Origin of the sequence: Candidatus Neoehrlichia procyonis str. RAC413 (genome assembly GCF_000964795.1) — a bacterium.
Taxonomy (GTDB): Bacteria; Pseudomonadota; Alphaproteobacteria; order Rickettsiales; family Anaplasmataceae; genus Neoehrlichia; species Neoehrlichia procyonis.
Genome location: NZ_LANX01000001.1, coordinates 399,372 through 413,481, shown reverse-complemented (window position 1 = coordinate 413,481; position 14,110 = coordinate 399,372). Strand labels below are relative to the sequence as shown.

At 27.3% G+C, this 14,110-nt stretch carries 13 protein-coding genes; all 13 read left to right on the top strand.

The features are described 5' to 3' along the window. Nucleotides 1-6 precede the first annotated feature (6 nt). The 13 genes from infA (at nucleotide 7) to NLO413_RS01435 (ending at nucleotide 13,893) form a co-directional block, all read left to right on the top strand. Nucleotides 7-252 (top strand): translation initiation factor IF-1, encoded by a 246-nt coding sequence (gene infA / locus NLO413_RS01495; RefSeq protein WP_156965582.1) that lies wholly within the window; start codon nucleotides 7-9, stop codon nucleotides 250-252. Nucleotides 253-261: 9 nt separating this feature from the next. Then, complete coding sequence (locus tag NLO413_RS01490; RefSeq protein WP_045808784.1) at nucleotides 262-858, top strand: Maf family nucleotide pyrophosphatase; 597 nt, start codon at nucleotides 262-264, stop codon at nucleotides 856-858. Nucleotides 859-1,261: 403 nt separating this feature from the next. Continuing rightward, complete coding sequence (rpsB, locus tag NLO413_RS01485; RefSeq protein WP_045808783.1) at nucleotides 1,262-2,122, top strand: 30S ribosomal protein S2; 861 nt, start codon at nucleotides 1,262-1,264, stop codon at nucleotides 2,120-2,122. Between the two features lie 8 nt (nucleotides 2,123-2,130). Then, entirely contained in the window at nucleotides 2,131-2,991 is an 861-nt protein-coding gene (gene tsf / locus NLO413_RS01480; protein WP_045808782.1) for a translation elongation factor Ts, read from the top strand. A gap of 41 nt (nucleotides 2,992-3,032) precedes the next feature. After that, entirely contained in the window at nucleotides 3,033-3,395 is a 363-nt protein-coding gene (locus tag NLO413_RS01475; RefSeq protein ID WP_045808781.1) for an Mth938-like domain-containing protein, read from the top strand. A 6-nt stretch (nucleotides 3,396-3,401) separates the two neighbouring features. Continuing rightward, nucleotides 3,402-4,211, top strand: a complete 810-nt coding sequence (locus NLO413_RS01470; protein ID WP_045808780.1) for a metal ABC transporter permease — start codon at nucleotides 3,402-3,404, stop codon at nucleotides 4,209-4,211. Nucleotides 4,212-4,688: 477 nt separating this feature from the next. Continuing rightward, entirely contained in the window at nucleotides 4,689-5,405 is a 717-nt protein-coding gene (locus tag NLO413_RS01465; protein WP_198138890.1) for a hypothetical protein, read from the top strand. Between the two features lie 315 nt (nucleotides 5,406-5,720). Then, the gene (locus NLO413_RS01460; RefSeq protein ID WP_045809344.1) at nucleotides 5,721-6,890 is read left to right on the top strand and encodes a S41 family peptidase; all 1,170 of its coding nucleotides are present in this window, start codon (nucleotides 5,721-5,723) and stop codon (nucleotides 6,888-6,890) included. A 260-nt stretch (nucleotides 6,891-7,150) separates the two neighbouring features. After that, a complete protein-coding gene (petA, locus tag NLO413_RS01455; protein ID WP_045808778.1) occupies nucleotides 7,151-7,717 on the top strand; it encodes a ubiquinol-cytochrome c reductase iron-sulfur subunit in 567 nt (188 codons plus the stop codon). Nucleotides 7,718-7,729: 12 nt separating this feature from the next. Further along, nucleotides 7,730-8,962: a cytochrome b gene (locus NLO413_RS01450; RefSeq protein ID WP_045808777.1), complete on the top strand. Its 1,233-nt coding sequence runs from the start codon at nucleotides 7,730-7,732 to the stop codon at nucleotides 8,960-8,962. Next, complete coding sequence (locus tag NLO413_RS01445) at nucleotides 8,963-9,709, top strand: cytochrome c1 (protein ID WP_052690363.1); 747 nt, start codon at nucleotides 8,963-8,965, stop codon at nucleotides 9,707-9,709. 932 nt (nucleotides 9,710-10,641) lie between these two features. Continuing rightward, nucleotides 10,642-12,210, top strand: a complete 1,569-nt coding sequence (locus NLO413_RS04760; RefSeq protein WP_052690362.1) for a porin — start codon at nucleotides 10,642-10,644, stop codon at nucleotides 12,208-12,210. Nucleotides 12,211-12,315: 105 nt separating this feature from the next. After that, nucleotides 12,316-13,893, top strand: a complete 1,578-nt coding sequence (locus NLO413_RS01435; RefSeq protein ID WP_045808776.1) for a hypothetical protein — start codon at nucleotides 12,316-12,318, stop codon at nucleotides 13,891-13,893. Nucleotides 13,894-14,110: the final 217 nt, after the last annotated feature.

Sequence of the window (14,110 nt, the reverse complement as noted above, 5' to 3'; positions counted from 1 at the left end):
AAAATGGTGGCTGTAAAAGAAGGAATTATAGAAGTTGAAGGTATAGTAGTTAAATTATTGCGTGATGCGACTTTTGTAGTAAAGCTAAGTGATGGGCACGAGATTATAGCTCATGCTTCTGGTAAAATACGTAAAAGTAAGATACGTATTTTAATGCATGATAAGGTGTTAATGGAAATAAGTTCTTATGGTATTGATAAGAGTGGAGTAGGTAAAGGTCGAATTATTAGGCGGCTTAAGGTTATAGATTAAACATTACAAATGATAAAAATTAAAAATTTAGTATTGGCATCTTCATCACATCAGCGCATTAACTTATTAAAAAAAATAGGTGTATTGCCTGAGGAGGTGATATCTTCAGAAATTGATGAATCTTACTATAATAAAGAACTTCCTAAGGATTATTCTATTCGTATCGCAAAAAATAAAGCTGAAAAAATTAAAGTGATACGTCCAGATAAATTTGTATTAAGTGCAGATACTATAGTATGTTGTGGGAGGAGAATATTGCTAAAAGCAGAAAATCAGGAACAAGCTATAAAATATATGAAATTGCTTTCTGGTCGTAGGCATCGCGTATATACTACAATTTGTTTGTATACGCCTGAAAATAAATTACATGTAAAAAATGTTGTAACAATTGTAAAATTTAAGCGTTTATCCATGAAGGAAATAGATTATTATATTCACTTAAAGCAATGGTACGGGAAAACAGGAGGATATAATATACAAGGTTATGCAAGTGCGTTGATTATGTGGATTAAAGGCTCGTATTCTGCAATTGTAGGTCTGCCTTTGCATGAGACTTATTGTCTTTTAAGTAATTATTTTGATTTAAAATATGCTTTTGATAACTAATAAAATAATAATGTGAGAAAACAGGTAGTACAATATACAAGTGCGTTGATTATGTGAGGTAAAGGATTATATTTTGCAGTGTATATGGGGGAGATTATGCGATTGCGCTATAGCCATGTACATATACGAAATAATATATATACTATAAAAAAATTAAAAGTGTAAAAACATATAATGATAGTTCATGTGCTTAATTATTATACTAGCTAATTTGTATAATATTATTGCCTTTGAGTGATTGTGTTACTTAAATCTTGATAATAAAAATATTACTTGTTAGTATGTAATAGTGTTGTAGTTATTATTGAACTATAGTGCTAATTCACACATGGCTGTAATAATGGTCCTGTTTACAGGGATAGCTATGGAGGTTTAACTATTATAAAATTAAAGGGAGTTATAGATGTTTGATTTGCCAGATTTTACTATACGAGATTTGATAGATGCTGGTGTTCATTTTGGGCATAAGACAGGCCGTTGGAATCCAAATATGGCACCTTATATATATGGTGTGCATAAATATAAAGATATTCATATAATTGATTTACAAAAAACTATAATTCTTTTTAAGAAGGCACTTGAGGTGTTGTATGATGTAGTGTTAAAAAGAGGTAGAGTGTTATTTGTGGGAACAAAAGTTCAGGCTTCTAATATTCTTGCTGAGGAGGCTGTACGTTGTGGGCAGTATTATGTTAATAATAGATGGTTAGGAGGCATGTTAACTAATTGGGAAACTGTTTCTTCATCAATTAAAAAGCTTGTTTATTATGATCAATTACTTAATAATCAAGATAATAAATTTACAAAAAAAGAAATTTTGCTTTTTGAAAAGGAAAAGGCAAAGCTACTTAAGTCTTTAGGTGGGATTCGTGAAATGGGTGGGTTACCACATATTTTATTTATTATTGATGCTAATAAGGAGCGCATAGCGATTAAGGAAGCGAATAAATTGAATATTCCTGTGGTAGCAGTCTTAGATACAAATTCTGATCCAAGAGGGATAGATTATCCAATTCCTGGTAATGATGATGCTGTAAGATCTATAGATTTTTTCTGTAGAATTGTTTCTGATACCATATTAAAAGCTATACATTCTGATTTAATTAATTCTGGCGTTAATGTTGATGATATAAAAGATTTTTCTGTAGAAAAAAGAGATACTTTATTGAAAAATAAGTTTAGATCTAATAAAGGTGCCAATGTCAACAAAAGCGATGACAGTTTAGTGCTAGAAGATAATAAGCGTGATGACATAAAGGAATAGGTAAAATTATGAAAATAGATATTAATATTGTGAAAAAACTGCGTGATATTACAGGTGCAGGATTGGGAGCTTGCAAGGAAGCATTGGTTGCGTGTTTAGGTGATATAGAAAAAGCTAAAAATTATTTAAGAGAGAAGGGAATATTAAAAGCTTATAAAAAAGCACATAGAGATGTAACTGATGGGTTAGTTGCAATTAATATTGATAATAAACAAGGATCTATAATACAATTGAATTCAGAAACAGATTTTGTAGCACGTAATCAAAAATTTCAAGACTTAGCATTGAAGCTTGTTGAGTTAGTAAGGATATATAAAGTAGAAGAAGTAACAGAATTTTTAGAGTGTGATTATAGTAATAATGTGAGTATTAACTCAGAAATTATGAATAGTATAGCTATTATTGGTGAAAATATTAACTTAGGTAGAATAGGTTATTTAAATGTAGAAAAAGGAGTAATAGGTGGATATGTACATAATTCTATCATGGGTAATGTTGGAAAAGCTGCAGCAATTGTAGCTTTAGATTCAGATGCAGATGAAGTAAAACTTAAGGATTTAGCCAAAAACATAGCTATGCATATTGTTGCGGCAAAGCCGGAAGCTCTGTCTATAGAACTTTTAGATAAACAAGTTATTGATCAAGAGTATGATATCATTGCTAAGCAAGTGGGTATGCTTGATAAACCTGAAAATGTAGTAAAAAAGATAATTGAAGGTAGAATGCAGAAATTTTTTGAAGAAGTAGTGTTATTAGAACAAATATTTGTAATAGATGGTAAAACTAAAATCAATGATCTTATAAAGAATAAGGAATTAGAGTTGAGATGTAAGATTAATATAGCAGGGTATAGATTTTTTGCTATTTAAGTTTATATTTATATAGAGTGTAATTAAAAAGATAATTAAGCATGGATATTACGTCTTCTATTTCACTAAATAAGAATGTAATAAATAGCTTTTCTAAAGGTAAGTTTGTAATTTCTAATAGAGTTTATTATAGTTCTTGTATTGTTTCTCAAGATGAGGTTGTTCTTTTAAAAGAGTTGAGTTTTGCGAATATAGGAGAAGTGATAAGTGGTATCAATAATAGTTTTAACGTGATATTAGTTGGGACTGGAAAAGAATGTATTTTTTTACCTAAAGAGCAGCACAATAGTTTTTATAATCTTGGATTAAATGTTGAGTACATGTCTACAGCAGCTGCTTGCCGCACATACAATGTTTTATTATATGATGGTAGAAAAGTGTGTACGGTGTTAATGGTGTTATAAATTATTATGTTAGAAGCCATATCTGAAAGATTTTTTGTTAATGCTTTTATAGCGATAATAATTATTAGTATGGTGACGGGACCTTTAGGGTCTTGTATGATTTGGCATAGGTTTTCTTATTTAGGTGATAGTATTGCGCACTCATCTTTTCTAGGGATAGCTTTGGCAACTATATTTCAAATAAACATACTGGTGAGTATTTTACTTGTAGCAATAGTATTAGCTATTTTAATGTCTCTAAATTTTGACAAAATATATTCTACTGATGCAATGTTAAATATTATCACGAATGTAGTGATGTCAGTAGGAATAGTATTACTATCATTTGTATCTTTTGTGAATGATGATATTATCCATTCATTGTTTGGTGATATATTGATGATTAGTAATAGTGATCTTAAAAAGATGTTTATTACTGCTATTGTAATTATATCGGCAGTAATATATAGATGGAGAAGTTGGCTTCTTGTTTCTGTTAGTCAAGATTTATCAATATCTAATGGAATAAATGTAAATATTGTCAGATTAGAATTTTTAATAGTATTATCCATATTTATTGCTTTTTATACTCAATTAGTGGGAATACTACTTATTACTGCATTTTTAGTGATTCCTGCAGCAGGAGCAAGGTTGATTACATCAACGCCTGTACAGATGATAATAGTTGCTACAGTTATTTCTATTGTATCAGGGATTGTAGGACTTTTATTGTCTGTAATACTTGATATTTTTCCAGGACCTTTGATTATTATAGTATCTTTTTTATTGTTAGTAGTTATGTTTTTTATTAGAAGATTAAATATCTTTAGAACGTGAGCTTTAAATTAAGAAAATAAGGTGTTTTTTGTTAATTTAAATATAAACAAGTGTTATTTATCTATAATGAAATAGTAATTAATAAACATTAATATCTTATAATTTTTGTTATTTATTAAATTTATAACTAGAAAGCAAATTATCAAATTGATTTAATTTAAATATAGTAGGTATATTAATCTAAGGATTAATTATATAGAAGTATTATTATATATAACTTGCGATTAATAAAAATGATAAAAGAGGACTATCAATACAATTAAAGTTAACTTATTAACAATGATTTTTTTTTATGTAGATGTTTTGCGTTGTACAATACAAGCTTGTATTAATATATGTTAATGGAATATTATACTTATTTTAGTATAAAACTTGCATTAATTCATCATAGGTGTAAGATGAAAGTAAATTAGAATTATAATATGTATGAAAAATTTTTTATGGAATAAACTTATAATAAGCATAATTTTTTATGTAATGTTGAGTATATTGCTTTATTGTATTTATAATACACAACGTTATGAGATTATTATAGTAAGTGTATTGCTTGGAATAGGTGTATTGCTTTTTGTTTTAAGTTGTTGTGCAAGGCAACGCAATAATACAGTAAAAAATAAGAAAAAATGTCAAGACACTATCTGTAAAATTAAGGATATGGAACTTAGGATTTTTTTTATTAAATCTCAAGTAGAAGATCACTTTACATTTTTTTCTTATTTATATAGTGCTATTCATGTAGATGAGTCATTATATATGACTAGGAAATGTGTGTTACAAAAAGATGTAAATTATATATTATTTAAACGAGTAATTATAATTAGTGTACTATTATTAATAGCATTATTAAAATATTTTATAGCGACTGAAATGTTGAAAAATTATATAAGAGAATTGTTTATAACTTATAATATTCTCCTTTTTATATGTATTATCATAGGATTAAGTGAGCTTGTTTTTAATTTAGATAATATTTTACGGACTAATTCAAAAGAGAAGAAAAAGTATGATGATCAATATAAATTACTATCTAAGCAGCTTTTGGTAATAGAGAAAGATTATAAAAGGTTAATGAGTAATATAAATTGTTATAATCAGGAGTTTAATAACTGTAAGAATAAATTGGGTTTTAGGTTAAATGGCAAACAAGATCAAATAAAACAAAATATTTTATTATATGAATTGCAGCATAGATAATAAGTTTTTTTACTTGCTGTATATAGAATAAAATATGTAAATGATGATAATATTCAATTACATATTTTTTAAGTGAAAAAATTAAAACTCATAAATATTTTATATTTGCTAATTTGTGAAGATATGTAAGGATATGATTAAAAAATTATTGGATTATGATAAAAAATTGATTTGTTGAAGAAATTTTTACTTAGGCGGTTACTATATAGTTTATGTGGTTTAATGTGAATATTTATGATATTTCTTTGATTAATGAGGAAATGATTAATTGTATATTTAACAATGTATTTGGATTGTAGAGGTAGAGGCATTGCTATGATAAAAAAGTTTTTTTTTATTTTTATAGCATGTTATTTAATATTGCAGCCTTTAGATAGGACTTTTGCAGATTTAGATGATAATGATTTTGATTGCGTATTAATAGATGAAATAGTTTCTAAAATTAAGGAAAAGTCAATTAGAAATGTTAATAATAAAATTTTATTGGAATATGCTATTAATGGTATGTTATCTAATTTAGATCCATATTCTGAATATTTAAATGCTGAAAAGTTTTCTGAAATGCAAATACATACTAAAGGTGAATTTGGAGGTATAGGAGTTGAAATTACAAAAGATAACAAAGGAATAAGGGTAGTTTCTGTACAAAATAATACACCAGCTTTTGACTTTAATATTAATACTAATGATGTGATTGTATTGATTAATGGCGAAGATACTAAACAAATGTCATTGCAAGAGGTTATTAGAAAAATTAGAGGACATGTTGGTACCTTTGTTAATTTAGGCATTAAAAAGTATAATAAAGTAATCAATTTATCTATTAAAAGAGCATTAATTAAAATACGTTCTGTAGATGCAAACATTATTAATGATGATATAGCTTATATAAAGATTTCTTGTTTTGATGAAAATGTTGCAGATGATGTACAGCGATATTGGAAATCTATGCAAAATAATAATATAAAAGGTGTATTGTTAGATTTGCGCAATAATCCCGGCGGACTTTTAAGTCAGGCAATAACCATATGTGATTATTTTTTAAGCGAAGGAAAGATTGTTTCAGTTCGTGGTCGTGATAAAGCAAAGGAAAAATATTATAACGCTAGTAAAGGTGGAATTTTTGAAAGTTTTCCTACAGTTGTACTGATAAATGAAAATTCGGCTTCTGCTTCAGAAATTATTGCTGGAGCTCTTCAAGATCATAAGAAAGCAATTATTGTTGGTAAAAAATCTTTTGGTAAAGGTTCTGTGCAAACAGTAATTCCTGTAAAAGGTGGAGGTGCAATTTGTATAACAAATGCCTTATATTATACTCCTCTGAATCATATAATTCAAGATAGAGGAATTATTCCTGATATACAAGTTAATAATATAGCAATGAAAAAAAATACAAAGATATTTGCACAAGTATATAGTGATACAGATTATCAATTGGCAAATGCAGTTAATATATTAAGAAAGATTATTATGCAAAAAAAATAATTTCTAATTATTGTATTAATATAATATTTCATGTAAGATTTTATATAGAGGTTAGTTTCATATTCTTGATTATAAGGTTATTTAATATGAATACTATAAAAAATGTACTTTAGTAATAAGTGTATGTTAACTAAGCAAATAATATTTTATAATAAATTTATAAAATAATGCATGATTTGAGTAAATTATCTTTTTTTTTATATCATTTACAGTACAATATAGTAAATATGATAAGTTGATAGTTAAAAGGGTTTCTATGGATGAGTGTGAAGGAATTAAGTAATGTTAGTATTGAGAATAAAGAATTAAAAAGGAGAGATTTTTTAGGATTAACTGCTCTTTTTATGTCTATAATGGGGCTATTTTCGTTTATTTATCCTTTAATTAAGTCGTTAAGTCCATCTGCTGAAGTTGTAGCGCAATCTACAGTTGAGGTGGATTTATTAGAAATTAAGGAGGGTAAGACAAAAGTTGTAAAATGGCAAGGCAAGCCAGTTTTTATACGAAGGCGTACTAAAGAAGAAATTAAAGAAGCACAGATGATTAATCTTAATGATCTACGTGATCCGCAAACAGATCAGCAGCGTACTCATGCAGGAAAAGAGGAATGGTTAATTATATTAGGAATTTGTACTCATCTTGGTTGTGTCCCTGTAGAGGTAGAAGGAGAAAAAAAAGGATGGTTTTGCCCTTGTCATGGATCAAAATATGATATATCTGGGAGAATTCTTAGTGGACCTGCTCCTATTAATTTACTTGTTCCTGATTATTATTTTTCCAGCAATAATACTGTTGTTATTGGTAAAAAAAGCGGTGATTTTGTGTGAAGGAAGTAATAAATGTCTAATATAAGTAATAAGGAAGACATTAAAGGAGAAGGAAAAGGGATATTGGCATGGATAGAGTACAGGTTGCCAGTAGTCTCTTTTTTAAGAGAACTTGCTACATATCAAGTACCTAAGAATCTTAACTATGCTTGGAATTTTGGCTCTTTAGCTGGGGTTGCATTAATTTTACAGATTATTACTGGCATATTTTTAGCTATGCATTATACACCTCATGTTGATCATGCTTTTGATAGTGTTGAGCATATTATGCGAGATGTGCATTATGGTTGGTTAATACGCTATACTCATGCTGTAGGGGCTTCTTTCTTTTTTATAGTGGTTTATATTCATATATTTCGTGGTTTATATTATGGGTCATATAAAAAGCCTAGGGAATTAGTATGGTTTATAGGTATTTTTATATTTTTTTCAATGATGGCAACTGCATTTATGGGATATGTTTTACCATGGGGGCAAATGAGTTTTTGGGGTGCAACAGTAATTACAAATTTATTTTCTGCAATTCCATTAGTTGGTGAAGAAGTAGTACAGTGGCTTTGGGGTGGTTTTTCTGTTGATAATCCTACACTTAACAGATTTTTTGCATTGCACTATTTAATGCCTTTTGTTATTGTAGCTCTTGCGGGGCTTCATGTTATTGCATTACATAGGTTTGGTTCAGGTAATCCTTCAGGGGTTGAGGTAAAATCAAAAAAGGATACAATACCTATTTATCCTTATTTTATTATAAAAGATGGTATAACTTTTGGGATATTTTTGATATTATTATATATGTTTATATTTTATGCTCCTAATTACTTAGGGCATCCGGATAATTATATTGAAGCTAATCCTATGGTTACTCCAGCTCATATAGTACCAGAGTGGTATTTTCTGCCTTTTTATGCAATGTTACGTTCTATCCCTAACAAGCTTATTGGCGTGATTACAATGTTTAGTTCTATTGTAGTGTGGTTTTTGCTTCCTGTGTTAGATACATTTCAAGTAAAGAGTGGTAAATATCGTCCTGTTTTTAAAGTGTTTTATTGGATTTTTGTGGTTAATTTTTGCTTTTTGGCGTGGTTAGGTGGGCAGGAAGTTAAAGATCCATTTATTACATTAAGTAGGGCTTCAACTTTATACTACTTTTCTTATTTTTTTATTATTCTGCCTGTGTTATCTAAGTATGAAATACGTAAAAAATTGCCTAATACATTAAGTGAATCTGTGCCGGAGATGAAGTAAATGTTTTTAAGGTTATTGTTGCTTTTTATGTTGTTATGTTGTCGTGCATATTCTGAGGAGTTTCATGCTGAGAATCCTACTTCACGTGTTTGGAAATTTAATGGTATGTTGGGATCATTTGATAAGCGTTCAATACAGCGTGGGTATCAAGTGTATAAAGAAGTTTGTTCAGCTTGTCATTCAATGAAAAGAATAGCATTTCGTAATTTGCAAGAGATAGGTTTTTCTGAAGAAGAGGTAAAATCAATTGCTAGTTCATATCAAATTAAAGATGGACCAAATGAAGTAGGAGAAATGTTTGAAAGATCTGGTGTGCCATCAGATTATTTTCCTGCTCCATTTCCTAATAAAGAAGCTGCAATGGCATCTAATAATGGTGCATATCCTACAGATTTATCTTTAATAATAAAGGCAAGGCATAATGGAGCTAATTATGTATATTCTTTATTAACAGGATATAAAAGCACTAAACCTGATGTGAATGGTTTATATGAGAATGTATATTTTGTTACAGGAAAAATATCAATGCCTCCTTCGCTTTTTGATAATGTAGTGAGGTATACTGATGGCACTGAATCTACAGTTAGTAATATGGCTCATGATGTAGTAAATTTTTTACAATGGGCAGCAGAGCCTGAAATGGAAATTAGAAAAAAATTAGGGTTAAAGGTTATTCTATGTTTAATTATTATTACTATATTTATAGTATTAATTAATAAAAAATTATGGAGTAAACTTTATAAGTAATAACATACTTGTGGATTATTATCCTATACAGTTAGCATGAGAAATCTTTTTATCAGTTAAATTAGATAGTAGGTAGGTTTTTTCATTAAGGAGTTTTATAAATAAATATCTACACTAGTCACTATAGATAAATAGAGTGTTTATCAAAATTGTTAACTTTATAATAATTATTAAAAGTAGTGAATTCAAGTTTAAGATATTGCTAATTTATTATTAGATAATTTTTAATTTAGTAGAGAATCTTAAGTTTTATTATTTGTGATTTTCTATTTTTACTTACTTTGGAATCATATACTAGTATTTGTTTATGTTATAAGATGATTTATATCTAAAAATCTTTTTATTATGTTTGTTTTACATGCAAAGTAGCTAAATATAAATTTTAGTTTCATAAAATTTAAAAAAATTAAAAAAGCGGTCTAAAACAAATTATTTTTACTTTTATCTTAAAAATATAGGATAAAAATTAAGAGTATTATTTAATTTGGAGTATCTATTTACCTTATTGTTTTTTATATGACGAAATATTTCATATTGTGTGTTGCTAATATATTATGTAGATTTTACATGTTATTTATTGATTGTGACATATATCTAGCGTTGGTGTACGGTCTGAATTTATAGTGAATTTATAGTGAAAAATTTAGAATTAATCTAGTGTAATTTATAATATTGATACTTAATGACTATGTTTTACATAGCTTCGATTATAATTAATAATTATAACATGATAAATATGTGATAAATTATTTTACGATATAGGGGAAGGGCATTATAGATTTATAGTACTAGTTGTTAATTAATGAGTTTTATCTTAAAAAATTTGTTAATGATGTTAATTTTATATATGAATTATTTTTATTAATTTATAGATTGACAATTATCAATTTATAGTATAGCACATTAGATATAATATATACTATTAGGTGTACATGAGATTACTTATATTAGTTTTTGTGTTATATAGTATTTTTTTAGGTGAAGTTTTAGCGGATAGTAATTTAGTTAGCAAGCTGAGCATTGCTCAAGAATCAGGTAAAAAAGTATATTATCCTAAAAGTAATTTTTTTATTAATGGTCAAGTATTGCTTTATAATTGGTTTTTAGGGGCACGTGATATACATAATAATGACATTCAAAGCTTAAAGGTAGATTGTGACGTTATAGCTCATTTAAAAATAGAACAAAGCAGTTTGTCTGGAGTACTGTATGGTGCTAATTTTCAAGTATTTGCTCCTGCAGCTAAAGATAGTATTTATGGAAAGAACAAAGCACTTGTAAATCAAGGTAGTGATATTTTTTTTATTACACCTTATGGAAAGTTTTCTATGGGATATCAACAAGGGGTAGAATCTATTATTAGTAGAGGTCAGGGTTTTGGTGATTATAACAAAGGTGAAGATAGTACGCTTATTAAGTACAAGTTAAATGAAATAAATGACTTGCTGAATGTAGGTATTAAGTCTTGTTATAATACTAGAGTAATAGTATATCCTATGTTGTATAGCGAAGGTCTTTTTTATATGAATCATGCTAGGTGTATGAGTAATAAACCTGGTATTTCCAGTGTTCATTATACATTTGAAGATGGTAAAAATTTTATTAATAATTTGCCTTTTAGATTATCCTATTATTCTCCGAATTTTATGGGATTGAAGTTTGGTTTCAGTTATTCTCCTACAGGATATAATAAAAATATTTTTAGTACTAAAGGAATGTTTTTGAGGAATATAACACTAAAAGGAGATAGTGATAAAGTAAATATAAAAAATATAAAATTGAAGACATTAAACATCGAAGAAGGAAATGGTGAAAAAAAGGAAGAATTACAATTACAAGAACAACAAGAAGTTAGCAATAACAAAAGAGGAGATGTTGTTACAAATCATGGGAAGGCAGTTATTACTGGTAATAAATCGGAATATATTGCAGTATATAATGATAATATAAGTTATATGGTTGGTGCTTACTATAATCATATTATAAGTGGAGTTGCATCGTATGATTTTATTTTTAATAATGATTTAAAATGTCAATTCGCTATTTCTGGCGAATATTCTAAAGGTGAAAATTTTCATAAAATGTCATTTAGTGACTTATTAAGCGTAAGTATTTCTAATAATATTAAGTTTTTTGACAAGTTAAAATTGTATGGAATATATGGGTATTTAGGTAATTCTGGTAATTTGTATTATAACAAAAAAAACAATCCTTTTTCTTATTATTGGCTAGTAGGAATAGGATACGAATATAATTCTTTATATATTAGTAGTTCTTATTTTAATAGTAGAAAATTTAATAGTAGTGTTAATACTATGGGAATGTTTAAGGATTTCAGTGTAGGTATAGATTACAAATTGCATCAAAATAATAAAGTAAGCTACAGTATATTTAGTTATTATCATCATATTATTTTAAATATTATGAACATTAATACTGCAGTTAATGATAATTTAATTAAAAATAATGTTGTTTTATTAGGTGTTAAGTTAATTTTTTAGTAATGGATAATATGTATTTTGATGTAATATGCTTAACAGATTTTTTATATGGATTAATGCCTGTTGTAATGTATTTTTTAGTGTGTTTATTTAGGTGGTTTAATTATGAGGGGTTATATAGCAGTTTTTTTTTTAGTTTTGTTGTTATGTTATAATGTTGTTTCTGCTAGGCAGATGGACTATGATAATGGGCTAAAAAATGCTAAAAATAATCAATGTGTTAATTTTCAAAAAATTAAAAAAGTAATAAAAAGTGATAAAGGGCGTGTTAATGCTCGTGGTCAAGTATTATCTTATGCCTGGATTAGAGATCAAAAAGCTTTAGGAGAAGAAGTTGAGGAGAATATAGCATTTTTTGATTGGGGAATAACTTATGATACCGTACTAAATTTAGATCTTGTATCAAAAAGAAGTAACTTTGGTGTTGTAGGTGCAAGTTTACAATTGTTAATGCCTATGTCTCAAGGTAGAACAGGCAGTCTCATTTTTATTAATAATGATTATGGAAAGTTATCATTTGGGTATCAAGCAGGTGTAGAATCGAATATAAAGGTGGATGCATTTAGTATAGCTGTAGGAGACACAAGTGATGCATGGGTAAAATATATAAAATATTTTGCACATCATTCTGAAGATATTCCTTTTTATTTGCCTTCAGGTTTGTATAGCGAGACTTTATCTTCTGATAATGAGAATGGTATTGTTAGGTTTTTAAGTACTACTAAAGGGTTTATGCATAGTTTACCATTTAGGATATCATACAGCTTTACAGGATTTTCTAATATGATATTTGGGGTAAGTTATATGCCGTTGGGCTATAAAATACAAAACAACTCAGGGTATGATATTACCAGTATTACTAATACTAGTAATATATTAATAGAAAATTTGCAACTTGGTTTATATAAATTTGTATCACAACAACAACCAAGCATATTACCAGCACGTCTTACAATTTTAGAGAAAATACAACTTAGAGGTGATGCTATTAATAAAGTTGATGTAGATAATGATGCAAATAGAATACAAAACGTACATGCTCTTACTACGAAATATATTGTAAGTCCATATAAAAATGTTATTAGTGGAGGTTTGTCATATACATATGACATTGCCAGTACAAAAATTGTTACTTCTCTTATAGGTGAATATGCAAAATCTGAAAAAGTTAGTGATAATTTAAATAGTGATATAATAGAATTAGAATATTACGACTTAACAGGAGTAGCGGCTGGGGTTAATGTTTTATATGATAAATTAAAATTGGGTTGTGCTTATGGATATTTGGGTAAATCTGGAATTATAAAATATAATTTTTTAGGAAAGAAATATTTAGATTTTATTAGTAGTGGCAATAATAGTTATTATTGGAATTTTGGTGGTAGCTACGAATATAATGATTTATCTTTAAGTGTAACTTATTTGTATTCTGTTACAAATAGTAATTATATTACTAATAAAATATTTGATGTATATTTTTTAAAGGATTTTACTGTAGGATTAGAATACATGTTGTATAACAATAATAAGGTGCATTGTAAATTGTTTAGTAACTATCATGTTTTTAATCTATTACAAAGTACTGAGATATTCTTTGATACTAATGCTGTTGATGATGTAGAAAAAGATGTGGTTAAATATAATGGAGTTGTTTTTCTATTAGGAGTTAAAGTTGAATTTTAGAATATTTGGGCTTGATGAAATCGGTGTATTTAACTTTTATAGGTAGTTGTATTTTTTAGTTTATAAAGTGATATTATGATTTATAGTTTTGCTTAACTTTTTTAATTATTTGATGTTATAAAGTGAAGTGTAATTTACTTTCGAATGGTGAATTATGATATATAATTTTTATTAGTAATAAAATACTTAATGAATTAAATGCTTTTTCAAAATTATT